Source organism: Streptomyces sp. NPDC002701, from assembly GCF_042889045.1.
GTDB lineage: Bacteria > Actinomycetota > Actinomycetes > Streptomycetales > Streptomycetaceae > Streptomyces.
In genome coordinates, this window is sequence record NZ_JBIAQL010000001.1 from 482,397 (window position 1) to 505,993 (window position 23,597).

Below are 23,597 nucleotides of genomic sequence, written 5' to 3' on the forward strand. Positions count from 1 at the left end.
GGTATGACCCTCCGGGGTTTCCTGACCGTCTACGGAAAGCCTTGTAGTGACCGCCACTGACCGCTCCACCGAGCTCATCACCACCGCCGCGCAGGCGGCCGCCGACAAGCTCGCGCACGACATCATCGCGTACGACGTCAGCGACGTGCTGTCGATCACGGACGCCTTCCTGCTGGCCTCCGCGCCCAACGACCGCCAGGTCAAGTCGATCGTCGACGAGATCGAGGAGCGGCTGAACAAGGAACTGGGCGCGAAGCCGGTGCGTCGCGAGGGCGACCGCGACGCCCGCTGGATCCTGCTCGACTACGTCGACATCGTGGTGCACGTCCAGCACAGCGAGGAGCGCGTGTTCTACGCGCTGGAGCGGCTCTGGAAGGACTGCCCCGAGCTCGACCTGCCCGAGGACGCCAAGGCCACGCGAGGCAAGGCCGCCGAGCACGCCAAGCTCCAGGACGCGGAGGACGCCGCCGAGCTGCGCGGAGAACTTCGATGACCGCCGGCGCGGGCCGTCCCGCGGACGACAGGCCGCTGTCCGAGGCCGGCCGCAGGGCCGGGCGGGGGCGCCGCGTCATCCTGTGGCGCCACGGCCAGACGCTGTGGAACGTGGAGCGTCGCTTCCAGGGCACCACGGACGTCGAGCTCACCGAGACCGGCGTGGGGCAGGCGCGCCGCGCCGCCCGGCTGCTCGCGTCCCTGCGGCCCGACGCGATCGTCGCCTCCGACCTGAAGCGGGCGGCGCACACCGCGGGCGAGCTGTCCGCGCTCACCGGCCTCGACGTGACGCATGACGAGGGCCTGCGCGAGACCTACGCGGGCGTCTGGCAGGGCCTGACGCACGAGGAGATCATCGCCCGGTACGGCGACCAGTACGCGGCGTGGAAGCGGGGCGAGCCCGTCCGCCGGGGCGGTGGCGAGCTGGAGACCGAGGTCGCCGACCGCGCGGCCCCCGTGGTGCTCCGGCACGCCGACAAGCTCCCCGACGACGGCACACTCGTGGTCGTCAGCCACGGCGGCACCATCCGTACCACCATCGGCCGTCTCCTCGGCCTGGAGTCCCCGCACTGGGAGAGCCTCGGCGGCCTCTCGAACTGCTGCTGGTCCGTCCTCGGCGAGGGCGCCCGCGGCTGGCGGCTCCTTGAGCACAACGCGGGGACGCTGCCGGAGCCGGTGCTGGGCGACGACGACTAGGCCCTCCGGCCGGGCGGGCGCGCGTGCGCGTACACCGGCCGGAGGATCCTGGTGCGACGGGTCGCCCGTGGATCCGTCAACCCGTCGCCCCGCCGACGGGAGTGACATCCGGCCCGTGCCGTCCGGGCCGCTCCACGCCGTCCGGGCCGCTCCGTGGCCCTCAGCACCGGATTTCGCTTTCCGGCAGGTCGCAGGCTAAAGTTCTTCTTGTTCCGCCGCCGAGAACGCGAGTGGGACACCGCAAGGGGCTATAGCTCAGTTGGTAGAGCGCCTGCATGGCATGCAGGAGGTCAGGAGTTCAATTCTCCTTAGCTCCACAGGTCGAAGATCCCGTCCCCGTCAGGGGGCGGGATCTTTCGTCGTCCGACGCTGTCGCCGTGTCCCGCGCGCACTCTTCCCGCTCCGGCTTGAGTCACTTGGGGCCTCGGAGGCGTATATCTCTTCGGACGCGCTCCTCGTCCGCACGTTCGCGCTGGCCGCGACCGCCGCGGGGGGTGCCGTGTCCGGACTGGTACGCAGGCGTCGCTGACCGTATTGCTCCGGCCGTGGCAGAATCAAACGGCCGGAAGGGAGCGCGGCCCGACGGGAGGGAGTGGCGATGCCTGCGAGCATCCGCGGGAAGGCCGGCGGCCTTCCCGGATCCGAGTCCGAGGTGACACGGGACCCGATCACGCGCCTCGACTGCCCTTCCTGCGGTTCGGCCCACGTCGCTCAAGTCCTCGGGGACAACGGAGGAGTTTCCTACGTGTGCACGGCCTGCGGCCACAGCTGGAGCTGATCGATGGGTGCGCACAGGCGAAAATGCGATTGGTGCGGCAGTGGTACGCCGATCGTCCGCGACATGGAACCGGTCAACCACGACTACCAGTACTGGTGCGAGGAATGCGCGCGGGCGCTGATCATAAAAGGCGACCCCATCGAGACGTACCGCGAACTGGAGGGGGAGCCGATCTACGGCCGGCTCCTCGACGAGCACTGCACGCTCAAGCGCTTCTACTCGTTCGCGACGGCCTGAGCACGGTCTGAGGAGTGCCTGGGCGCGCCGGCAGCGGGGCGCCGTCGGCGGCAGCCGGAAACGATTTGGTGGAGCGCCGGGAGGACCGGTAATGTTGGCGTCGCCGCCGGGGAGACCCGGTGGGACACCGCAAGGGGCTATAGCTCAGTTGGTAGAGCGCCTGCATGGCATGCAGGAGGTCAGGAGTTCAATTCTCCTTAGCTCCACAGCAGTTCGAAGAGAACAGAAGAAACACCGTCGAAAGAGCGGGCCATCCGATCAGGATGGCCCGCTCTTTCGTGTGTCTCTGCGTGTCTTCGTACGCAGTGCCTTTGTACGAGGGTGCGGCCGAGCGGTGCGGCGGCCCGGGTTCCCGGGCCGCCGGTCGGGTCAGCGGCCGCGGCCCAGCGCGCGACGGCCGCCCCCGCCGCCCTCGCGTACGGCGGGCAGGTTCTGCCGGGGGGCCGCCCCGCGGGTGTCCTCCTCCAGGCGCAGGGCGAGCGCGGGGCAGCGTCGTACGGCCCGCAGCGCCTTCGCCTCCGCGTACCGGGGCACCGACGCCTGGGCGACGGTCGGGAAGCCGTCCCCGCCCAGCTGGAAGACCTCCGGGAGGATGTCGGCGCACAGGCCGTGCCCGCGGCACAGCGTCCAGTCGACGTAGATCTTCTGGCGGCTCGGGCCCTGCTCCTGCTCGGGCTGGCCGCCCGGGATGCCGGTCGGCTGCTGTCCGCCCTCGAACAGCGGCAGCACGCCCTCCACGGGCCGCCCGCAGCCGTTGCCGAGGACATGCGCGGCCAGGTCGTCGGTGAACGCCTTGATGGTCGACTCCAGGAACATCGCGGAGCCGTCCGGGTGCGAGCACGCGCCGCGCCGCTTCACGGCGTTGGCGACCTGCTTGAGCGCTTCGAGGGCGGCCGGGCCGCCGCCGTTGAGGATGTCCTCCATGCCGCGGGCGGCGGCCGGCAGACCGAGGTAGCAGGGGCCGCACTGGCCGGCGCTCTCCTCGGCCAGCCACTGGGCCACCCGCAGCGACTCGCCCAGCGGGCAGGTGTTCATGCTGATCGGCAGGATCGCGCCGGCGCCGAGCGCGCCGCCCACCGCGTCCAGGGAGTTGCGCGAGACGATGGCCTCGTTGACCGTCGCGGAGTCCAGCCACTTGCCGTGGTAGCCGCCGGTCAGCACGCCCTGCGGGACCGGCGGAGCGCCGGCCAGCTGCAGGATGTAGCGCAGTGGTACGCCGGTCGGGGCCTCGATCACCATCGGGCGGGCGACCGCGCCCGAGACGGTGAGCATGACCGTGCCGGGCTCGTCGTAGAGGCCGGTGTTCCCGTAGCGCTCGGCGCCGATGCGGGCGGCGATCGCCAACTGGGCGAACGTCTCGGCGTTCGACAGCAGGGTGGGCGCACCGCCGACGCCGTTCTGCGACGCGCTGGTCTTGCGGCCGGGCGGGATCGCCGGTCCGCCGTCGATGGAGCGGACCAGTGAGGCGGCCGCGCCGGTCACCATCCGCACGGGGTTGCGCTGCACCCGGGCGCGGATGGTCGCGCCGCGCCGGTTGGTCAGACCGCGCTCGGAGAGCGCCGCCTCCATCGAGCGCTGGGTGGACTCGCGGGTCACGCCGACGACCAGGGTGCGGGCGCCCAGCGCCTCCGCGACCAGCAGGGCGCCGTCCAGGATCAGGTGCGGGGCACGGTTGATCATCACCGTGTCCTTGCGGCAGGCGGGCTCGTCCTCGCTGCCGTTGACGACGACCACGGGACGTACGCCCCGGCGGATCGCCGCCTCCGCGACCGCCCGCAGCTTCTTGTGGAACGGGAAGCCGGCGCCGCCGCGGCCCTTCAGGTTGATCCGTTCGGAGAGCTGCGCGAGCTGCTCACCACCCATGGGCTCGAGCGGCCCGTGCACCTTCAGGTGCATGGGCAGGTCGAGTCTCTCGACGAGGTCGAAACCGGAGGTGAGCTGGGGAAGGCCCACCACTCGGACTTCGGGGACGTCGGGAAGGGCCTCGTTCACTAAAAGCCTCCGGAAGGGGCGTTCCAGGGTTCGCCGTTGCGCGGTGCCTCGAAGGAACCGGGCAGCGTTTCAGTGGCGGGACCGCTGTTGTACGTGTCGTTCGGGTTGTACGTACCGAGGGGGTCGTTCGTCTCACCGGTGTTGTACACATCACTCCCGCCGTACGAGGCGGTGCCGGGGGGAGGGGTGTCGTACGAGACGGCCTGGAAGGTCCCGGTGTCGGAGACGGGCTGGAAGGTTCCGGTGTCGTAGTTCGGCGTCTGGGTGGGGCGCGGCGGGGCTTCGTAGAGCGGCGGCGACGGGGACGGCCAGCGGGGGCCGCCGTCGACGCGCGGCATCGTCTCCGTGGGCTGCACGTCCATCGGGACCTGCATGGGCCGGGTCGGGTCGACGGCCAGCGGGTCCTGCGCGCGCGGGCTCGACGTGGCCCGATAGGCGGCCGCGAAGCCGCCGGTGTCGGTGAGCGACCCGGTGTCGGTGAACGAGGCGCCGGTGTCCTGGAAGCCGGCGAGCTGGGACGCCCCCCGCTGCTGGGGGATCGGCTGGTCGGGGAAGCCGGGCCGCCCGCCCCGCGGGATCTCGGCGGCGCGGCGCCCCGGGAACTCCTCGCGGAACGGCCTGGTGTTGTTGCCGTTGTCGAGCAGCGCCAGGACGCGCCTGGCGACCTTCCGCTTGAACGGCAGCGGGGCGGCCCGCAACGCCAGCGCGCAGATGACGGCGACCAGGGCGAGGCCGTAGAGGATCACGAAGATCGGCTTGGCCTCGCGCCCCGCGAAGAGGCCGTGGATCAGCGCCGAGCACCAGGCGGGGTAGGCCAGCATGTGCACCGCGCGCCAGCGGGCGGCGACCTGTACGGGGGACGCGAACGCGCTGCGCAGCGCGCCGGTGAGAGCGGTGAAGACCATCAGCAGGCCGGCCAGGGTGCCGAATCCGATGAGGCCGCCCGTGCCGCTGACGCCGAGGCCGAAGGGGACGACGGCCGCGATCGCCGAGGTGTGGTCGAGCGCGAGCTTGACCGAGACGTGCAGCAGCAGGAAGCCGACCGAACTGACCGCGGTGGTGCGGTGCACGGCCTGGGCGATCAGGCGCTGACGGGTGTTGAGGAAGACCCGGTCGGTGGCGACGAGCCCCCAGAGCACCGAGAGGGTGAGGGCGACGAGCGACAGAACGCCCGCGCCGAAGTTGAGGAAGTCCCTGAGTCCGTCACCTCCGATCACGACGACGAGGGGTATCAGCAGCAAGACGGCAGCCGTCGCCCCGCCCTGGACCGAGCGACTCGGCCGGACGAGCGAGCTGTTGTTGCGGCGAGAGTTCATGGGGGCAACTCCGAACAGTTCGGGAAAGCGGTCCCGCTGCCGCACTCTAGGTCGAGCCATACCGAGGAGTACGAGGTTTGAGTTATATCGCTGTTATCAAAGAGCGGTGAGGGAGCTGTGATGTCCCTTAGCGGCCCTTACGCGAAGTAACCTTTGACCTTCGTCCAGCTTTTGCCGACCTGGCGTGCGAGCGACACTCAGTGCCGGAGCGTAGCCGAAAGCGCGTCGCGGCCCGCTCGGCCGCTGCGGTACCCTGACGTCATGCGTGCCGTACGCCTTCTGCTTAGTGAGCCGCGCTGATCACACCCGGTCGCCGGAAAACCGCGACCGGCATCGGCGCGGCGTCCCCTCCTGTGCGAGGGGTTTTTTCATTTCCTGAGCCGTTGGCGAAGACGATCGATGGAGCTTTGAGGATCATGAGCGAGACGAATACCGCTGCCGCCTCCGAGGTGGCCGCGCCGCACCGCTACACGGCCGCCATGGCCGAGCAGATCGAGGCACGCTGGCAGGACGTCTGGGACGCCGACGACACCTACGCGGCACCCAACCCCAAGGGTGACCTGGCGGGCGATCCCGACCTGGCCGCCAGGCCCAAGAAGTTCATCATGGACATGTTCCCGTACCCCTCCGGTGCGGGCCTGCACGTCGGCCACCCGCTGGGCTACATCGCCACCGATGTCTACGCCCGGTACCAGCGCATGACGGGCCACAACGTCCTGCACACCCTGGGCTTCGACGCCTTCGGCCTGCCCGCCGAGCAGTACGCCGTGCAGACCGGCACACACCCGCGGGTGTCCACCGAGGCCAACATGGCCAACATGAAGACCCAGCTGCGCCGCCTGGGCCTGGGCCACGACAAGCGCCGGTCCTTCGCGACGATCGACCCGGACTACTACAAGTGGACCCAGTGGATCTTCCTGCAGATCTTCAACTCCTGGTACGACACCGAAGCCGGCCGGGCCCGCCCGATCGCCGAACTGGTCGCCCAGTTCGAGGCCGGCGAGCGCCCGGTGCCCGGCGGACGCGCCTGGAGTGAGCTGTCTCACGCCGAACGCGCCGACGTCCTGGGCGACCACCGCCTGGCCTACGCCTCCGACGCGCCCGTCAACTGGTGCCCCGGCCTGGGCACCGTCCTGGCGAACGAGGAGGTCACCGCGGACGGCCGCTCCGAGCGCGGCAACTTCCCCGTCTTCAAGGCCAAGCTACGCCAGTGGAACATGCGGATCACCGCGTACGCGGACCGCCTGCTGGACGACCTGGACGCCCTGGACTGGCCCGAGGCCATCAAGCTGCAGCAGCGCAACTGGATCGGCCGCTCCGAGGGCGCCCGTGTCGACTTCCCCATCGACGGTGACGCCATCACGGTCTTCACCACACGCCCCGACACCCTGTTCGGCGCCACCTACATGGTGCTGGCGCCCGAGCACCCGCTGGTCGAGAAGTTCACCCCGGCCGGCTGGCCCGAGGGCACCCACGACGTCTGGACGGGCGGCCACGCCACTCCGGCCGAGGCCGTCGCCGCCTACCGCGCCCAGGCCGCCTCGAAGTCGGACGTCGAGCGGCAGGCCGAGGCCAAGGACAAGACGGGCGTCTTCATCGGCGCGTACGCGACCAACCCGGTCAACGGCGAGCAGGTCCCCGTCTTCATCGCCGACTACGTCCTGATGGGCTACGGCACCGGCGCGATCATGGCCGTACCGGCGGGCGACCAGCGCGACTTCGAGTTCGCGCGCGCCTTCGAGCTGCCGATCCGCTGCGTGGTCGAGCCCACCGACGGCCGCGGCACCGACACGTCGACGTGGGAGAACGCCTTCGCGTCGTACGACGCGCAGATCATCAACTCCGCGAACGACGCGGTCTCGCTGGACGGCCTGGGCGTCGCGGAGGCCAAGGCCCGCATCACCGAGTGGCTGGAGCGCGAGGGCGTCGGCCGCGGCACCGTCAACTTCCGGCTGCGCGACTGGCTGTTCAGCCGCCAGCGCTACTGGGGCGAGCCCTTCCCGATCGTCTACGACGAGGACGGCATCGCCCACCCGCTGCCCGAGTCGATGCTGCCCCTGGAACTGCCGGAGGTGGAGGACTACTCGCCGCGCACCTTCGACCCGGACGACGCGAACACGTCCCCCGAGACCCCGCTGTCCCGCAACGAGGACTGGGTGAACGTCCAGCTGGACCTGGGCGACGGCCGCGGCACGCGCGCGTACCGCCGCGAGACCAACACCATGCCCAACTGGGCCGGTTCCTGCTGGTACGAGCTGCGCTACCTGGACCCGCACAACTCCGAGAAGCTGGTCGACCCGGAGGTCGAGCAGTACTGGATGGGCCCGCGCGAGGGGCAGCCGCACGGCGGCGTCGACCTGTACGTAGGCGGCGCCGAACACGCCGTGCTGCACCTGCTGTACGCGCGCTTCTGGTCCAAGGTGCTGTTCGACCTGGGCCACGTCTCCTCCGCGGAGCCGTTCCACAAGCTGTACAACCAGGGCATGATCCAGGCGTACGTGTACCGCGACAGCCGTGGCATCGCTGTACCGGCCGCCGAGGTGGAGGAGCGCGACGGCGCCTACTACCACCAGGGTGAGAAGGTCTCCCGGCTGCTGGGCAAGATGGGCAAGTCCCTGAAGAACGCGGTCACCCCGGACGAGATCTGCGCCGAGTACGGGGCGGACACCCTGCGCCTGTACGAGATGGCGATGGGTCCCCTGGACGTGTCGCGGCCGTGGGACACGCGCGCGGTGGTCGGCCAGTTCCGGCTGCTGCAGCGGCTGTGGCGCAACGTGGTCGACGAGACCACGGGTGACGTCACCGTCGTCGACGCTGCGGACGCCGACATCGACGTGGAGACGCTGCGGGCCCTGCACAAGGCGATCGACGGTGTACGCCAGGATCTGGAGGGCCTGCGCTTCAACACCGCCATCGCCAAGGTCACCGAGCTGAACAACCACCTGACCAAGGCGGGCGGCCCGGTGCCGCGCACGGTGGCCGAGTCGCTGGTGCTGCTGATCGCGCCGCTGGCCCCGCACATCGCCGAGGAACTGTGGCGCAGGCTGGGCCACACCGACTCGGTCGTCCACCGGGACTTCCCGGTCGCCGACCCGGCGTACGTCGTGGACGAGGCCGTGACCTGCGTCGTACAGATCAAGGGCAAGGTCAAGGCGCGCCTGGAGGTCTCCCCGTCCATCTCGGACGAGGAGCTGGAGAAGGTCGCGCTGGCCGACGACAAGGTGGTCGCGGCGCTGGACGGGGCGGGTATCCGCAAGGTCATCGTGCGGGCGCCGAAGCTGGTGAACATCGTTCCGGCGTAGCCGTGTCCGGGCCGGTCGCCTCGGGCCGGTCGCATGGGGCCGGTCGCCTCGGGCCGACCGGCTCCGGGTGATCCCCTAAGGGCAGGTTGGGGGTTCCTGTGGAACCCTCGGCCTGCCTTTTCCGTTTACCGTGAAAGGGTCGGCAGGCCCCGGACAGACCACCCGATGACACCGCACCCGATGACGCAGCACCGAGAGGACCCTCATGGAAGCCGTGGTCGCCATCGTCGCGCTGCTCTTCGTGCTGTTCGTGGCACTGGGCGTGTATGCCACGGTGAAGGCGGTGGGCGCCGCCAAACGAGGCGTGGACCGCACCGTCGCGCAGGCCCGCCGCACCGTCGAGGACCACACCCTCCGCGCGAAGACCTTCGCCCAGCCGGGAGCGCAGGGTCAGCTCGCCCAACTGCGCCTCTCCCTGCGCACCTCGATGCGGGCCACCCAGGACGCGCTGCAGGCGGGCGTTGCCGAGGACGAGTCGCTGAAGGAGTCCCTGGCCCTCTTCGACCGGCTCAGCGCGCACGGGCACGAGCTGGACGGCGAGTTGAAGAGGCTGGAGCGCGAACCGGACCGGGCGCGCCTCACCGAACGCCTGCCCGCGCTGCGGGAGCGCACCGAGCAGATCACGAAGTCGGCCGACGCACTGCGCTGGGCGGCGCGCGACCGCGCCCAGCGCTTCGGGGGCGACGACCTGGACTCGCTCAGCACGCAGATCGACATGGAGGCGGGCGCCCTGCGGCACTGGACGACGGAGCCGTCTGCCACGCCGGCGACCGAGCCCGGGCCCGGGCGGACGGCGGACCGGACCGCCGCCCCGTCCCCGCCGCCGTGGCCGGAGGCACCGGGTGCCGCCGACGGCCGGCAGACCTGGCCGGAGAACGCCGAGTCGCGCGGTGCCGAGGAGCCCGCCCGGCCCGCGATCGACGCGCCCACCCGCCGGCCCTCCTATCCCTGGGAGAAGAAGCCCCGCCCCGAGAGCACGACTTGATCCCGCCGGTCCGGCCGCAGGCGCCAGGGGCCGGGCTGCCGTCCACGTCCCCCGACAGGTAACCTCCAGCTCATGTCCCGCCATGTCGCGATCGTCACCGATTCAACGGCCTACCTGCCGCCGCGGACGATGGAGCGCCACGGCATCACCGCGGTACCCCTGACCGTGGTCCTGGGCGACCAGGCACTCGAGGAGGGCACCGAGATCTCGGCCCGCTCCCTGGCCCAGGCCCTGCAGAAGCGGCGGTCCGTCACGACCTCCCGGCCCAGCCCCGAGGTCTTCGCCGAGACCTACCGCCGCGTCGCCGGGTCCGGCGCCACCGGCATCGTCTCGCTCCATCTCTCCGCCGAGTTCTCCGGCACGTACGACGCGGCGGTCCTCGCCGCGCGGGAGGCTCCCGTACCCGTACGCGTCGTGGACACCGGGATGGTCGCGATGGCCCTCGGCTTCTGCGCACTGGCCGCCGCCGAGTCCGCGGAGACGGGCGGCACGGTCGACGACGCGGTCGCGGCGGCGGAGAAGCGGGCCGCGGGCACGTACGCGTACTTCTACGTCGACACCCTCGACTATCTGCGCCGGGGCGGCCGGATCGGCGCGGCACAGGCCCTGTTCGGGTCCGCGCTGGCCGTCAAACCGCTGCTGCAACTGGACGGCGGGCGGATCGAGCTCCTGGAGAAGGTGCGTACCGCCACCAGGGCCATCGCCCGCCTCGAAGAGATCGTGGCCGACCGGGCCGGGAACGCCCAGGTCGACATCGCCGTCCACCACCTCGCCGCGCCCGACCGTGCCTCGGCGCTCGCGGAGCGTCTGCGGGCTCGGGTCCCGGGGCTGGCCGACCTGCACGTCAGTGAGGTCGGAGCGGTGATCGGGGCGCACACCGGGCCGGGGCTGCTGGGAGCGGTCGTCTCTCCTCGGTAGCCCTGGTAACTCTGGTAGCCCGTCGAGGGTTCGTGTCGGCGAGTGCCACGCGGTCCGTGCCGGCGGGCGCCGTGTCCGTGCAGGTGGGTGCCGTGCGTGCGGTGGCTCGTTCGGGTGGCGGAGTTGTCCACAACCGGGCGGTAATCCACGGGAATTGGGCAAGATCATCGGGGATCGGGTGGCATGCCCGATCCTCGACGCATGACACTTCGATCATCAACACGTTCACGGACCACGACAGCCACCAGCGGACCGGGCCGAGGCCCGGCTTCCGACGGACGTACGCGACACCGCCGACGGCCCCACCACGGCGGGTCCCGGCGCCGGGAGGCCGCGGCGCAGGCGCTGCGCCTGCGCGCGGAGACGCTCTTCGCCGAACGGACGAGGGTGCGCGGGGAGTCGCGGCACGGGCCGCCGGTGGATTGGGGGGCCGAAGGTGAGGTCCCGGGTCATGAGGGTGAGGGTGAGGGTGCGAGGGAGGGGGAAACCAGGACGGGCGAGGTCCTGGCCGGGACCTCGTGGCGGGAGCGGGCCGGGTCCGCCGTACGGGACCGCATGCCCCTGTGGCTGCAGTCCAGGTGCGGGCTGGAGCGCAGGAGCGTGGCCGCGCTCACGGTGGTGCTGGTCGTCGCCGCGGTCCTGGCAGCGCAGCACTTCTGGACGGGGCGGACCCAGCCGGTCCGGGCCCCGGAGATCGTCCGGGCCGCGGTGCCCTACGGGGAGGGGGACGAGGCCGGACAGAAGCCGGCGTCGGGAACGTCCGCTGCCGCTCGGTCCCCCGTGGGTGCGGCCGGCGCCGCGATCATGGTGGACGTCAGCGGCAAGGTGCGTGAGCCGGGTGTCCACCGGCTGCCGGCCGGTTCCCGGGTCGCCGACGCGCTCAAGGCCGCGGGTGGCGTCCGGCCCGGCACGGACACCGCCGGCCTCAACCGCGCGCGGTTCCTCGTGGACGGTGAGCAGGTGGTGGTCGGAGTCCCGCCGACGGTGGCGGGGTCCGGTGCGACCGGGGCCTCGGGCAGTGCGGGTCCGGGCGGTGCGGGTCCAGGGGGAGCGGGTCCGGGGGCGGCCCCCGCCGCGCCGGTCGCCCTCAACACGGCCACCCTGGAGCAGCTGGACACGCTGCCCGGCGTCGGGCCCGTCCTCGCGCAGCACATCATGGACTACCGCACCCAGCACGGCGGCTTCCGTTCGGTGGACGAGCTCCGTGAGGTGAACGGCATCGGAGACCGCCGTTTCGCCGACCTGCAGAATCTCGTACGGCCATGAGGGGCCGGGGGGTTGGGAGCGCGACGGCGACGGCGGCGGGGGTTGCTCGGGTGCCGGTGCCGGTGCCGGTGCCGGTGCCCGAGCCGGGGCTGGGGCTGGGGCTGGGGCTGGGACCGGGGTCGGGGTCGGGATCGGGGCCCGAGTCTGGATTGGGGCCGGCGCGTCGGCCGGCTGTGCATGCCCGCTCCGGCAGTCCGCTCGGTGCCGCTCATCCTCGCCAGGAGGGCCCGGCGGATCTGCGGCTGGTCCCGCCGGCCCTGGCGGCGTGGGCCTCGGCGGCGGTGGCGTTGGACGCACCGCCGGGATGGATCGTCGGCGCGGCGGGTGTCTGTGTGGCCGTGGCCGCCCGGCTCCTGATCGCGGGGCGCGGCCGTACGCGGGACGCGCCGCCGGCCCGGCTGCTCCGGTCACCCCGTGCGCGTGCGCCCGCGAACGCGGCCGGAAGCCGGTTCGCCACTTCGTGGTGGGGGAGGTGGCGTTCCTGGACGAAGGCGTCCGTCGCGGCCGTGCTGCTCTGTGCCGCGGCTGCGGCCGCCTCCGGTGCGTTGCACGGGGCGGATCTGCGCCGGGGCCCGATCCCCGGGCTGGCGCGCCAGTACGCGCAGGTGGTCACCGAGGTGGAGGTCACCTCGGACCCACGGCTCACCCGTCCCCGCATCAAGGGGAACCAGGCCGCCCCGGCCGCGATCCTGCTCGACGCCAGGGTCCGCCGGGTCGAGAAGCCGGACGGGACGGTGGCGCGGACCCGTACACCGGTGCTGCTGATCGTGGACGCGGGCCGGGGCACGGGCCGGGGCGCGGCCCGCGCTCGGGCGGAGTCGCCCTGGCTCGCCCTGCTGCCCTCCACGAGGGTGCGGGTGACGGCACGTGTCGTGCCCGCGTCGCAGGGCGGGGACCGGATCGCGGCGGTGCTCCGGGTGCGCGGCAGCGCGCCACCGAGGGTGGTCGGGCAGCCGTCCGGCACACAGCGGTTCGCCGGGGAACTGCGGGGCGACCTGCGAGCGGCGACCGACGGCCTCGACCCGGACGCGCGGGCGTTGCTGCCGGGCCTGGTGGTCGGGGACACCTCGCGGATCCCGCCGGAGCTGGACGAGGCGTTCAGGGCGACCGACCTCACGCACATCCTGGCTGTCAGCGGGGCCAATTTCACGATCGTGCTCGCTCTGCTCATCGGGCCGCCGGGCCGGGCGCAGCGGATCGAGCGCCGCGGACTGGCGCCCCGGCTCGGTCTCCCGCTGCGGACGACCGCTCTGTGCGGGGGCGCGCTCACGCTCGGCTTCGTGATCGTGTGCCGGCCGGATCCGAGTGTGCTGAGAGCAGCGGCCTGCGGATCGATCGCGTTGCTGGCGATCGCCACGGGACGCCGCAGATCACTCGTCCCGGCGCTGGCCACGGCGGTGCTCGTGCTGGTGCTGTACGACCCGTGGCTGGCCCGGAGTTACGGCTTCCTGCTGTCCGTGCTCGCCACCGGCGCGCTGCTCACGCTGGCACCACGGTGGAGTGCGGCGCTCCGTGGGCGTGGGGTGCCACCGAGAGTGGCCGAGGCGCTGGCGGCGGCGGGCGCCGCGCAGGCGGTGTGCGCACCGGTCGTCGCCGTCCTGTCGGCGCGGGTCAGCCTGGTGGCGGTGCCGTGCAACCTGCTCGTGGAGTTCGCGGTGGCGCCGGCCACGGTGCTGGGCTTCGCGACCCTGCTCACGGCACCCTGGGCGATGCCCGTGGCGAAGGCGCTGGCGTGGTGTGCGGGCTGGCCCGCCGGGTGGATCGCGGACATCGCCCGGGCGGGGGCCGCCCTGCCGGGTTCGGGGGTGGACTGGCCCGGGAGCTGGACCGGTGCGCTGCTGCTCGCCGGTGCCGTCGTCGGCGTCGTCCTGGTCGGGCGCAGGCTTCTGCGGCATCCCTGGCCGAGCGGTGCCTGTGCGATGCTGCTCCTGCTGGTGACGGTGCAGCCGCCCCCGCTCACCCGGGTGATCACGGGGTGGCCGCCGCCCGGCTGGCGGTTCGCGATGTGCGATGTCGGCCAGGGTGACACGACGGTTCTCGCGGCCGGTGACGGCAGCGGTGTGGTGGTCGACGCAGGCCCGGACCCGATGCTGGCCGACCGGTGTCTCAGCGCGCTCGGGATCACCCGGATCCCCCTCGTCGTGCTGACGCACTTCCACGCGGACCATGTGGCGGGGCTGCCGGGCGTGCTGCGCGGGCGTTCGGTGGGCGCGATCGAGACGACGGGTTTCGCGGAGCCGTTCGATCAGGCGGAGTTCGTGTACCGGCAGGCGGCGGCGCGGCACATTCCGGTGACGCGGGCGGTGGCGGGAGAGCGGCGCCGTACGGGCGGGCTGGACTGGCAGGTGCTGTGGCCGCCGCCGAGCCCGGTCCCGGGACCGGAAGGCCCGAACGACGCGAGCGTCACCCTGCTCGTCCGGTCGGCCGGTCTGACGATACTGATGCTCGGAGACCTCGAACCCCCCTCCCAGCAGGCGTTGTTGCGATCCCCGGCCGGGACCGCTCTGGACGCCGTGGACGTGCTCAAGGTCGCCCACCACGGGTCTGCCTACCAGGACCCGGAGCTCATACGCCGGGCGGCGCCGCGCCTCGCGCTGATCTCCTGCGGCGCCGGCAACCCCTACGGACATCCCGCCCCGAGCACGGTGGCGGCACTGGAAGCAGGGGGCGCGCAGGTGCTGCGCACGGACGTGGACGGTGCGGTAGCTGTGGGAGGAGGCGACGATCGCCTGCTGATCACGCGAGACTGAGGGTATGAAACCCGCACAGGTCGATGCCTACCTCCGCCGGATCGGCGTCACCCACCCCGCCTGGCCCACCGCCGACGTACTCCGTGAACTCCAGCTGCGACACCTGTTGACGATCCCGTTCGAGAACCTGTCGATCCACCTCGGCGAGGAGATCGTGCTGGACGAGAAGCCTCTCCTGGACAAACTGGTGGGCGCCCGCAGGGGCGGCTTCTGCTACGAACTGAACGGGGCGTTCGGCGCACTGCTCAAGGCGCTGGGCTTCGACGTGACACTGCTGGCGGGGCGCGTGTACGGGGAGGATGAGCGGCTCGGGATCCCGTACGACCATCTGGCGCTGCGGGTCAGGACGGTGGACGGGGGTGACTGGCTGGCCGACGTCGGCTTCGGTTCGCACAGCCACTACCCGCTGGCCTTCGGGGAGCGGGGTGAGCAGGTGGATCCGGCCGGCACGTTCCGGGTGATCGTGGCCGGCGCGGATCCGGCCGGGGTGCGGGGGAGCGCCGGGGAGTTCGGGGACCTGGAGGTGGTGCGCGACGGCAGGTCGAAGTACCGGCTGGAGACGCGGCCCCGGGTGCTCGGGGACTTCGTGGCCGGGGCCTGGTGGCACAGCACCTCGCCGGCGTCGCACTTCACGCGGTCGCTGGTCTGCTCACGGGTCACCGAGGATGGCGGGCGGATCACGCTCAGCGGGCGGACGTTCACCCTCACGGACCCCGACGGCGTGAAGGAGACGGCGGATCTGGCGTCGGACGAGGAGGTGTTGGAGGTGTACCGGGAGCGGTTCGGGATCGTGCTGGAGCGTGTCCCGGTTGTCCGGAAGGCGACGTCTGAGGAGAAACCGTAAACGGAACGGCCAATTCGGGCTACTCGTGCGTAGTACCAGCACATGTGCTGGTTTCCCTCGATGTGTCGTGTGTTGCCTCGAAAGTCGCATCGGTGGTCGAATACCTCCCCAACAACGAGTGCTTACACCGTGTGTGTTGACGCGAGGGTGGGTCGCAGATGGTCGGCAGCTGGTTGGGGAACCGTACGAACCGGGCGCAGGCGGCGGGCAATCTCGCCTCGGTGCCGATGCCGGCCGGTGCCGGGGTGCTCGGCTGCCGGGTGCTGGACCCGGTCAACCAGCCGGTGCCGGACGCGGAGTTCGTCGTCACGGACGCGGCGGGCCGCAAAGTGGTCGGCGGGGAGCTGGATCCGTTCGGGTCCTTCCTCGTGACGGTCCCCGCCGGGGAGTACCGCCTCGCGGTGTCGGCCGAGGGGTACGCCCCGTACCGGGGGAACGTCACGGTGGCCGACAGCGAGGTGGCGGCCCTCGGCGACGTGACGCTGAACCTCGCTCCACCGCCCGCGTTACCCGAGCCGGGGGACTGGGAGATAGAGCCCACCCACTCCTCGATCGGCTTCACGGCGCGGCACATCGGGCTGGCACGGGTACGCGGCCGGTTCAACACCTTCGCGGGAATCGTGCGGATGGACGAGAACGTGGAGCGCTCGGCCATGCACGTGGTGATCGACGCGTCGTCGATCGACACCAACGTCGGGATGCGGGACGGTCATCTGAAGTCCGCGGACTTCCTGGACGTGGAGCGGTTCCCGACGGTGGAGTTCTACAGCGACCGGTTCACGCACCGGGGTGGCAGCCGGTGGGGGGTCACCGGGGCGCTGACGTTGCACGGGGTGACACGGACGGTCACGCTCGACACGGAGTACCTCGGGGTGGGCAACGGCGCGGAGGGCGAGGTGCGGGCCGCCTGCCGTGCCACCACCGAGTTGCGGCGCGACGACTTCACGATGAGCTGGCAGTCGATGCTCGCGCGGGGGATCGCCATGGTCGGGACGAGCATCACGGTCGACCTGGACATCCAGATCGTCCCCAAGGGCTGACCGCCGGGTGCCCCTGTGCGGGGCCTCGTGCCCGTGCCGGAAAATGGTCGTGTGAGCGACGTGAGACATGTACTGGTGCTGCCCGACCGCGACGCCGCTCAGGAGGCGGCGGAAGGGCTCAGGGAACGGTTCGCCCTCGACGAGGAGCCACAGCTGGTACGGGACGCCCTGGCCGGCGAGGACGACGCCGAGGACGCCCAGTGGCTGCTCGTGCTCCGGGACGAGGACGGGCGGCTCGACGCCCGGGAGCTCGACGAGTTCGCGGGGGAGTGGGACGGCTGGCGCGAGGAGCCGTAGGGAGTCCGCAGGGGTGTAGCCGCGGGCCCGTTGTCGGTGGTGCGTGGGATGCTTGGCGCGATGGCCAGGAACTCTGCACACGACAATCCGCTCGCTCCCGTCACGATCGCCGTGGGACAGGAGGACCTCCTGCTCGACCGTGCCGTGCAGGAGGTGGTGGCCGCGGCGCGCGCCGCCGACGCGGACACCGACGTACGCGACCTCACGTCGGACCAGCTGCAGCCGGGCACGCTCGCCGAGCTGACGAGTCCGTCGCTCTTCGCCGAGCGCAAGGTCGTCGTGGTGCGGGGCGCGCAGGATCTGTCGGCGGACACGATCAAGGACGTGAAGGCGTACCTGGCTGCTCCGGCCGAGGAGATCACGCTCGTGCTGCTGCACGCGGGGGCGGCCAAGGGCAAGGGGCTGCTCGACGCCGCGCGCAAGGTGGGGGCGCGGGAGATCGCCTGTCCCAAGATGACGAAGCCGGCGGACCGGCTGGCCTTTGTGCGCGCTGAGTTCCGGGCGCTGGGCCGGTCGGCGACGCCGGAGGCGTGCCAGGCGCTCGTCGACTCGATCGGGAGCGACCTGCGGGAGCTGGCCTCCGCGGTGACCCAGCTCGCGGCGGACGTCGAGGGGACGATCGACGAGGCCGTCGTCGGGCGGTACTACACCGGACGGGCCGAAGCCTCCAGCTTCACGGTGGCGGACCGGGCCGTCGAGGGGCGGGCGGCGGAGGCGCTGGAGGCGCTGCGGTGGTCCCTGTCGACCGGGGTCGCCCCCGTCATGATCACGAGTGCGCTGGCGCAGGGTGTGCGGGCCATCGGGAAGCTGTCGTCGGCGCGGGGTGGGCGGCCGGCCGACCTGGCCCGTGAGCTGGGGATGCCGCCGTGGAAGATCGACCGGGTTCGGCAGCAGATGCGGGGGTGGACCCCGGACGGGGTCGCTGTCGCGTTGCGGGCGGTGGCGGAGGCGGATGCGGGGGTGAAGGGGGGTGGCGACGATCCTGAGTACGCGCTGGAGAAGGCTGTCGTCGCGATCGCCCTCGCGGCGCGGGCCCGACGGGGGTAGTCGTTGCTGGGCCCGGTCGGCGCCGCCGGTCCCGGTCAGCTGACCGGTCCGCCGGCCCACCGACGTGGTCGGGCCGTCGGTCCACCGGGCGGCTGGGCTCCGGGTGGCCCCGTGGGCCGTTGCCCGACACCGGTTCTCGCCCCCGCCGCCCCTACCCGTTCCCATCCCGTTCCTGGGGGCTGCGCCCCCCCCAGACCCCCCTGTCGCGCTGCGCGCTCGTCCTCAAACGCCGGACGGGCTGAAGATTGGGCGCCGCCCGTCAGGCGGAGAACCACGAAACCCCGGCCACCCGTCCTGGAAGGGACGGCGGTCGGGGCTCGGGTGGTGCTGGACCCGTACCCGCGTGGCGAACGCAGGCCGCGTACGAGTCGGTGTGCCGGTCGGGAGCGGAGAGAGAGGGCCCGCTCGGGTCCTTCCGGCGATTCGATCGGTGTCCGATCAGTTTTCGATCAAGGTGAGTGCTGGGCCACGGGCCCCGCGCTCGGCAGAGGTTCAGCCCTTGAGGGTGGCGACCTTCGAAGCAAGCGCCGACTTCTTGTTGGCGGCCTGGTTCTTGTGGATGACGCCCTTGGAGACGGCCTTGTCCAGCTTCCGCGACGCCTCGCGCGCGGCAACCGTGGCCTTCTCGACGTCACCCGCGGCAGCGGCCTCGCGGGCCTTGCGGATCGCGGTCTTCAGGGAGGACTTGACGGCCTTGTTGCGCAGCCGGGCCTTCTCGTTGGTCTTGATCCGCTTGATCTGGGACTTGATGTTCGCCACGAATGAGCCTTCTCAGGTTCAGGCGCACAGGACGACAGGTCCCGTGTGCCGGTGATTTTTCTTGGTGATTCCGCGTGATGCCGTGTAATTCCGCGTGTCTCCTGCAGAGAGGGCACGAGACACAGCTGTCCACGGTAGCAGTCGCCCCGCGGACGGCCCAAACCGGTCGCACGCCGCCGCCCGTGGGACCATGGAGCCTACGTATCGATCCGACCCGAGGCGACAGGCGCCTCAAGAGACAGGACCCTGCGTGCCCGCGATCCCTAACAACGTGCCCGAGCCGAGCCGTACCGACCCGGCGCTGCTCCGCAACTTCTGCATCATCGCGCACATCGACCACGGCAAGTCCACGCTGGCCGACCGGATGCTCCAGCTGACCGGGGTGGTCGACCAGCGGCAGATGCGCGCTCAGTACCTCGACCGCATGGACATCGAGCGCGAGCGGGGCATCACGATCAAGTCCCAGGCGGTGCGACTGCCCTGGGCCCCGACCGCCGGGGACAGCAAGGGCGAGACCCACATCCTCAACATGATCGACACCCCCGGGCACGTCGACTTCACGTACGAGGTGTCACGGTCGCTCGCCGCCTGTGAGGGCACGGTCCTCCTCGTCGACGCCGCCCAGGGCATCGAGGCGCAGACCCTGGCCAACCTCTACCTGGCGATGGAGAACGACCTCACCATCGTCCCGGTGCTGAACAAGATCGACCTGCCGGCCGCGCAGCCCGAGAAGTTCTCCGAGGAGCTGGCCAATCTCATCGGCTGCCAGCCGGAGGACGTGCTGAAGGTCTCGGCGAAGACCGGCATCGGCGTGGACGCGCTCCTGGACCGGGTGGTCCGTGACGTCCCGGCGCCGGTCGGTGTCGCGGACGCGCCCGCCCGGGCGATGATCTTCGACTCGGTCTACGACTCGTACCGCGGTGTGGTGACGTACGTCCGTGTCATCGACGGGCAGCTCAACAAGCGCGAGCGCATCAAGATGATGTCGACCGGCGCCACGCACGAGCTCCTGGAGATCGGCGTCTCGTCCCCCGAGATGACCCCGGCCGACGGCATCGGCGTCGGCGAGGTGGGTTACATCATCACCGGCGTGAAGGACGTCCGTCAGTCCAAGGTCGGCGACACGATCACCAGCAAGGACAAGGGCGCCACCGAGGCCCTCGGCGGGTACAAGGACCCGAAGCCGATGGTCTTCTCCGGTCTCTATCCGCTGGACGGCTCGGACTACCCCGACCTGCGCGAGGCGCTGGACAAGCTGCAGCTGAACGACGCGGCGCTGGTCTACGAGCCGGAGACCTCCGCGGCCCTCGGTTTCGGTTTCCGCGTCGGCTTCCTCGGGCTGCTGCACCTCGACGTCATCCGTGAGCGCCTGGAGCGCGAGTTCAACCTGGAGCTCATCGCCACCGCGCCCAACGTGGTCTACCGCGTGATCATGGAGGACGGGAAGGAGCACACGGTCACCAACCCGAGCGAGTTCCCCGAGGGCAAGATCGACAAGGTCTTCGAGCCGGTCGTCCGGGCCACGATCCTCGCTCCCAGCGAGTTCATCGGCTCGATCATGGAGCTCTGCCAGACCCGTCGCGGCACCCTCCTCGGCATGGACTACCTCTCCGAGGACCGTGTCGAGATCCGCTACACGCTGCCCCTCGCGGAGATCGTCTTCGACTTCTTCGACAACCTGAAGTCCAAGACCCGCGGGTACGCCTCCCTGGACTACGAGCCCACCGGCGAGCAGGACGCCTCGCTGGTGAAGGTCGACATCCTCCTGCACGGCGACCGCGTCGACGCGTTCTCCGCGGTCACGCACAAGGACGCGGCGTACGCGTACGGGGTGCGGCTCGTCGCCAAGCTGCGCGAGCTGATCCCGCGCCAGGCGTTCGAGATCCCCGTGCAGGCGGCCATCGGCTCCCGGGTGATCGCCCGCGAGACCATCCGCGCCATCCGCAAGGACGTCCTCGCCAAGTGCTACGGCGGTGACATCTCCCGTAAGCGGAAGCTGCTGGAGAAGCAGAAGGAGGGCAAGAAGCGGATGAAGATGGTGGGCTCTGTGGAGGTTCCGCAAGAGGCGTTCATCGCCGTGCTGTCCAGTGACGACAGCGGCGGCGCCGGCAAGGGCAAGAAGTAGCCCTCAGCAACCATCGGGTCAGGCCCGAATCCGTGGGCCCGTCGTGCTGTCGCGCGGCGGGCCCGCGGTGTCCACGGACTGCCCCGTTCCGCCCACGCTCTGTGCGAAGTGACAGGCCGCCGCCTCTTACGCACCGGGCGGACGGGCTTTACTCTGATCACCACTCGACGTTACTCGCGAGTTAAACAACGACCGCAGCCAACCGCAACGAGAGCCGGTCACACGAGCTGTCGCGGGCCCCGGAGGATGTCGTGAGCGACACACAGACCCTGATCGAGAACCGTCCGCCGTCCGTGGCGGCCCTCTTCCTTGAGCGCGTTGCGGCGACGCCGGACGCGGAGGCGTACCGCTACCCGGTACCCGCCGCCTCGGGCGTGGGGCCCGACGAGTGGAAGTCGCTGAGCTGGGCGCAGGCGGCCGACCGGGTCTACGCGATCGCGGCCGGTCTGATCGAACTGGGTGTGCGGCCCGAGCAGCGGGTCGCGCTCGCCTCCTCCACCCGCGTCGAGTGGATCCTCTCGGACCTCGCCATCATGTGCGCCGGCGCCGCGACCACCACCGTCTACCCGTCGACCAAGTCCGACGAGTCGGCGTTCATCCTCTCGGACTCCGGGAGCAGGGTGCTGATCGCGGAGGACGCGGAGCAGCTCGCCAAGGCCCGTGAGAAGCGTGCCGAGCTCCCCGAGCTGACCCATGTGGTGGTCATCGACTCCACCGGTGTCGAGTTCTCCGACGAGGAGGGCGACTGGGTGATCGGCCTCGCGGAGCTGGAGCAGCGCGGGGCCGCGTACCTGGAGAAGAAGCCCGACCTGATCAAGGACAAGGTCGGGGCGATCACCAAGGACCAGCTCGCGACCCTCATCTACACCTCCGGCACCACCGGCCGCCCCAAGGGCGTCCGGCTGCCGCACGACAACTGGTCGTACATGGCGAAGGCCATCGCCTCGACCGGTCTGGTCGGCCGGGACGACGTCCAGTACCTGTGGCTGCCGCTCGCGCACGTCTTCGGCAAGGTGCTCACCTCCGGCCAGATCGAGGTCGGGCACGTCACCGCCGTCGACGGCCGCGTGGACAAGATCATCGAGAACCTGCCGGTCGTGCAGCCGACGTACATGGCCGCCGTGCCGCGCATCTTCGAGAAGGTCTACAACGGGGTCGCGGCCAAGGCCCGCGCGGGCGGTGGCGCCAAATACAAGATCTTCCAGTGGGCGGCCGGGGTGGGCCGCGAGTACGCGAAGGTCACGCAGGACAACTTCCGCCGTACCGGGGTCGCCTCCGCGCCCTTCCCGCTCTCCGCCAAGCACAAGGTCGCGGACACGCTCGTCTTCGCCAAGATCCGGGACGCCTTCGGCGGCAACCTCCGCGCCTGCGTCTCCGGCAGCGCCGCCCTCGCGCCGGACATCGGCTACTTCTTCGCGGGCGCCGGCATCCACATCCTGGAGGGTTACGGACTCACGGAGTCGTCCGCGGCCTCCTTCGTGAACCCCGGCGAGGCGTACCGCACCGGCACGGTCGGCAAGCCGCTGCCCGGCACGGAGGTGCGGATCGCGGACGACGGCGAGATCCTGCTGCGCGGCCCCGGCATCATGGAGGGCTACCACGGGCTGCCCGAGAAGACCGCCGAGGTCCTGGAGTCCGACGGCTGGTTCCACACCGGCGACATCGGCGAGCTGTCCGCGGACGGCTATCTGCGGATCACGGACCGCAAGAAGGACCTCATCAAGACGTCGGGCGGCAAGTACATCGCGCCCGCCGAGGTCGAGGGCCAGTTCAAGGCCGTCTGCCCGTACGTCTCCAACATCCTCGTGCACGGCGCCGACCGGAACTACTGCACCGCGCTCATCGCCCTGGACGAGCCGTCCATCCTCGGCTGGGCCGCGGACAACGGCCTGGCGGGCAAGCCGTACGCCGAGGTCGTCGCCGACCCCGCGACGGTCAAGCTGATCGACGGCTATGTCAGGACGCTCAACGAGGGTCTCCAGCGCTGGCAGACCATCAAGAAGTTCCAGCTCCTGCCGCGCGACCTCGACATCGAGCACGGCGAACTGACCCCGAGCCTCAAGCTCAAGCGCCCGGTCGTGGAGCGCCAGTACGCACACCTGATCGACGAGATGTACGCGGGCACGCGCGAGGCGTGACCCTCAGGGCCCGGCGGGGTCACAGACCCCGCCCCCGGCGCATCTCGCGGAGCAGGTCCTCCATGTGGCGTACGTGCCGGCGCAGGCCGGCCACGTCGGTGAGGCCGCCGGCGGACAGGCGGGTCTCGATCGCGCGCAGCCGGTCGGCGAGTTCGTCGAACTGCAGCTGCTCGCGGGCGAGCATCCGTTCCAGCTGCCGGTTCTTGCGGTGCAGATCGAGGAAGACGGTCACCTTGGCCCGCAGCACCCAGGGGTCGAACGGCTTGGTGAGATAGTCGGCGGCTCCGGTCGCGTACCCGCGGAACGCGTAGCCCGCGTCGGAGTCCGTGCCGGTCAGGAAGATGATCGGTACGTCCTTGGTCTGGTCGAGCCGCTTGATGTTCGCGGCGGTCTCGAACCCGTCCATGCCCGGCATCCGGATGTCGAGCAGGACGACCGCGAAGCGCTGCCGCAGCAGCGCCTTCATCGCCTCCTCACCCGAGCGGGCGCGTACGAGCGGTTCGTTGAGGGACCCCAGGACGGCCTCCAACGCGACCAGGTTGTCCTCCATGTCGTCCACGAGGAGGATGCTGGCGCGCTCGTCGGTCGATGCCTCAGTGCTCATGGTGATCGATT

The 23,597-nt window shown here is 71.2% G+C and carries 19 protein-coding genes and 2 tRNA genes; 17 read left to right on the top strand and 4 right to left on the bottom strand.

Annotation, left to right across the window (positions count from 1 at the left end; genetic code table 11):
• Positions 1-46: 46 nt before the first annotated feature.
• The 6 genes from rsfS to ACFYXC_RS02050 all read left to right on the top strand — a co-directional run bounded on the left by rsfS (position 47) and on the right by ACFYXC_RS02050 (position 2,409).
• On the top strand, positions 47-493 hold the full coding sequence (gene rsfS, locus ACFYXC_RS02025; RefSeq protein WP_388908866.1) for a ribosome silencing factor: 447 nt from the start codon (positions 47-49) through the stop codon (positions 491-493).
• Positions 490-1,188, top strand: a complete 699-nt coding sequence (locus tag ACFYXC_RS02030) for a histidine phosphatase family protein (protein WP_388908863.1) — start codon at positions 490-492, stop codon at positions 1,186-1,188. Before rsfS ends, ACFYXC_RS02030 begins: the two co-directional genes overlap by 4 nt.
• A gap of 244 nt (positions 1,189-1,432) precedes the next feature.
• Positions 1,433-1,505: transfer RNA gene (locus ACFYXC_RS02035), tRNA-Ala, on the top strand.
• A gap of 281 nt (positions 1,506-1,786) precedes the next feature.
• Positions 1,787-1,966, top strand: a complete 180-nt coding sequence (locus tag ACFYXC_RS02040) for a hypothetical protein (RefSeq protein ID WP_388908861.1) — start codon at positions 1,787-1,789, stop codon at positions 1,964-1,966.
• 3 nt (positions 1,967-1,969) lie between these two features.
• A complete protein-coding gene (locus ACFYXC_RS02045) occupies positions 1,970-2,203 on the top strand; it encodes a hypothetical protein (RefSeq protein WP_010986886.1) in 234 nt (77 codons plus the stop codon).
• Between the two features lie 133 nt (positions 2,204-2,336).
• Positions 2,337-2,409: transfer RNA gene (locus ACFYXC_RS02050), tRNA-Ala, on the top strand.
• A 163-nt stretch (positions 2,410-2,572) separates the two neighbouring features.
• Here ACFYXC_RS02050 and ACFYXC_RS02055 read toward each other — a convergent pair.
• Positions 2,573-4,195, bottom strand: a complete 1,623-nt coding sequence (locus tag ACFYXC_RS02055; RefSeq protein WP_389545780.1) for an NADH-ubiquinone oxidoreductase-F iron-sulfur binding region domain-containing protein — start codon at positions 4,193-4,195, stop codon at positions 2,573-2,575.
• Positions 4,195-5,511 (bottom strand): cytochrome b/b6 domain-containing protein, encoded by a 1,317-nt coding sequence (locus ACFYXC_RS02060; RefSeq protein ID WP_388908857.1) that lies wholly within the window; start codon positions 5,509-5,511, stop codon positions 4,195-4,197. Before ACFYXC_RS02060 ends, ACFYXC_RS02055 begins: the two co-directional genes overlap by 1 nt.
• Before the next feature lie 416 nt (positions 5,512-5,927).
• Between ACFYXC_RS02060 and leuS the strand changes: the two genes are divergently transcribed.
• From leuS to holA, 9 genes are all read left to right on the top strand, one after another.
• Positions 5,928-8,813, top strand: coding sequence for a leucine--tRNA ligase (gene leuS, locus ACFYXC_RS02065; RefSeq protein WP_388908855.1), 2,886 nt, complete (start codon positions 5,928-5,930; stop codon positions 8,811-8,813).
• Positions 8,814-9,018: 205 nt separating this feature from the next.
• The gene (locus ACFYXC_RS02070) at positions 9,019-9,798 is read left to right on the top strand and encodes a hypothetical protein (RefSeq protein WP_388908853.1); all 780 of its coding nucleotides are present in this window, start codon (positions 9,019-9,021) and stop codon (positions 9,796-9,798) included.
• A gap of 72 nt (positions 9,799-9,870) precedes the next feature.
• Entirely contained in the window at positions 9,871-10,716 is an 846-nt protein-coding gene (locus ACFYXC_RS02075) for a DegV family protein (protein WP_389545785.1), read from the top strand.
• A 201-nt stretch (positions 10,717-10,917) separates the two neighbouring features.
• Positions 10,918-11,982 carry a helix-hairpin-helix domain-containing protein gene (locus ACFYXC_RS02080; protein WP_389545788.1) on the top strand — a complete coding sequence of 355 codons (1,065 nt, stop codon included), beginning with the start codon at positions 10,918-10,920 and terminating at the stop codon, positions 11,980-11,982.
• Positions 11,983-12,155: 173 nt separating this feature from the next.
• Complete coding sequence (locus ACFYXC_RS02085; RefSeq protein WP_389545791.1) at positions 12,156-14,732, top strand: ComEC/Rec2 family competence protein; 2,577 nt, start codon at positions 12,156-12,158, stop codon at positions 14,730-14,732.
• Positions 14,733-14,736: 4 nt separating this feature from the next.
• Entirely contained in the window at positions 14,737-15,576 is an 840-nt protein-coding gene (locus ACFYXC_RS02090) for an arylamine N-acetyltransferase (protein ID WP_389545794.1), read from the top strand.
• A 158-nt stretch (positions 15,577-15,734) separates the two neighbouring features.
• Positions 15,735-16,616 carry a YceI family protein gene (locus tag ACFYXC_RS02095; RefSeq protein ID WP_389545797.1) on the top strand — a complete coding sequence of 294 codons (882 nt, stop codon included), beginning with the start codon at positions 15,735-15,737 and terminating at the stop codon, positions 16,614-16,616.
• Between the two features lie 51 nt (positions 16,617-16,667).
• Entirely contained in the window at positions 16,668-16,913 is a 246-nt protein-coding gene (locus ACFYXC_RS02100) for a hypothetical protein (protein WP_388908841.1), read from the top strand.
• 60 nt (positions 16,914-16,973) lie between these two features.
• Positions 16,974-17,960 carry a DNA polymerase III subunit delta gene (holA, locus tag ACFYXC_RS02105; RefSeq protein WP_389545800.1) on the top strand — a complete coding sequence of 329 codons (987 nt, stop codon included), beginning with the start codon at positions 16,974-16,976 and terminating at the stop codon, positions 17,958-17,960.
• A gap of 492 nt (positions 17,961-18,452) precedes the next feature.
• On the opposite strand, the gene rpsT is transcribed toward holA, so the two are convergent.
• On the bottom strand, positions 18,453-18,719 hold the full coding sequence (rpsT, locus tag ACFYXC_RS02110; protein ID WP_217458317.1) for a 30S ribosomal protein S20: 267 nt from the start codon (positions 18,717-18,719) through the stop codon (positions 18,453-18,455).
• 250 nt (positions 18,720-18,969) lie between these two features.
• Between rpsT and lepA the strand changes: the two genes are divergently transcribed.
• Both lepA and ACFYXC_RS02120 read left to right on the top strand, forming a co-directional pair.
• Positions 18,970-20,844, top strand: coding sequence for a translation elongation factor 4 (lepA, locus tag ACFYXC_RS02115; protein ID WP_388908836.1), 1,875 nt, complete (start codon positions 18,970-18,972; stop codon positions 20,842-20,844).
• A 251-nt stretch (positions 20,845-21,095) separates the two neighbouring features.
• The gene (locus ACFYXC_RS02120) at positions 21,096-22,982 is read left to right on the top strand and encodes an AMP-dependent synthetase/ligase (protein WP_388908834.1); all 1,887 of its coding nucleotides are present in this window, start codon (positions 21,096-21,098) and stop codon (positions 22,980-22,982) included.
• Positions 22,983-23,001: 19 nt separating this feature from the next.
• Here ACFYXC_RS02120 and ACFYXC_RS02125 read toward each other — a convergent pair whose 3' ends face one another.
• Positions 23,002-23,586: a two-component system response regulator gene (locus ACFYXC_RS02125; RefSeq protein ID WP_389545806.1), complete on the bottom strand. Its 585-nt coding sequence runs from the start codon at positions 23,584-23,586 to the stop codon at positions 23,002-23,004.
• Positions 23,587-23,597: the final 11 nt, after the last annotated feature.

Excerpts from the sequence above, each read along its gene's own strand:
- ACFYXC_RS02125 (WP_389545806.1), bottom strand. The coding sequence starts at position 23,586 with ATGAGCACTGAGGCATCGACCGACGAGCGCGCCAGCATCCTCCTCGTG.
- ACFYXC_RS02040 (WP_388908861.1), top strand. The coding sequence starts at position 1,787 with ATGCCTGCGAGCATCCGCGGGAAGGCCGGCGGCCTTCCCGGATCCGAG.
- ACFYXC_RS02090 (WP_389545794.1), top strand. The coding sequence starts at position 14,737 with ATGAAACCCGCACAGGTCGATGCCTACCTCCGCCGGATCGGCGTCACC.
- ACFYXC_RS02060 (WP_388908857.1), bottom strand. The coding sequence starts at position 5,511 with ATGAACTCTCGCCGCAACAACAGCTCGCTCGTCCGGCCGAGTCGCTCG.
- ACFYXC_RS02095 (WP_389545797.1), top strand. The coding sequence starts at position 15,735 with ATGGTCGGCAGCTGGTTGGGGAACCGTACGAACCGGGCGCAGGCGGCG.
- ACFYXC_RS02080 (WP_389545788.1), top strand. The coding sequence starts at position 10,918 with ATGACACTTCGATCATCAACACGTTCACGGACCACGACAGCCACCAGC.
- holA (WP_389545800.1), top strand. The coding sequence starts at position 16,974 with ATGGCCAGGAACTCTGCACACGACAATCCGCTCGCTCCCGTCACGATC.
- ACFYXC_RS02070 (WP_388908853.1), top strand. The coding sequence starts at position 9,019 with ATGGAAGCCGTGGTCGCCATCGTCGCGCTGCTCTTCGTGCTGTTCGTG.
- leuS (WP_388908855.1), top strand. The coding sequence starts at position 5,928 with ATGAGCGAGACGAATACCGCTGCCGCCTCCGAGGTGGCCGCGCCGCAC.
- ACFYXC_RS02030 (WP_388908863.1), top strand. The coding sequence starts at position 490 with ATGACCGCCGGCGCGGGCCGTCCCGCGGACGACAGGCCGCTGTCCGAG.
- ACFYXC_RS02045 (WP_010986886.1), top strand. The coding sequence starts at position 1,970 with ATGGGTGCGCACAGGCGAAAATGCGATTGGTGCGGCAGTGGTACGCCG.
- ACFYXC_RS02075 (WP_389545785.1), top strand. The coding sequence starts at position 9,871 with ATGTCCCGCCATGTCGCGATCGTCACCGATTCAACGGCCTACCTGCCG.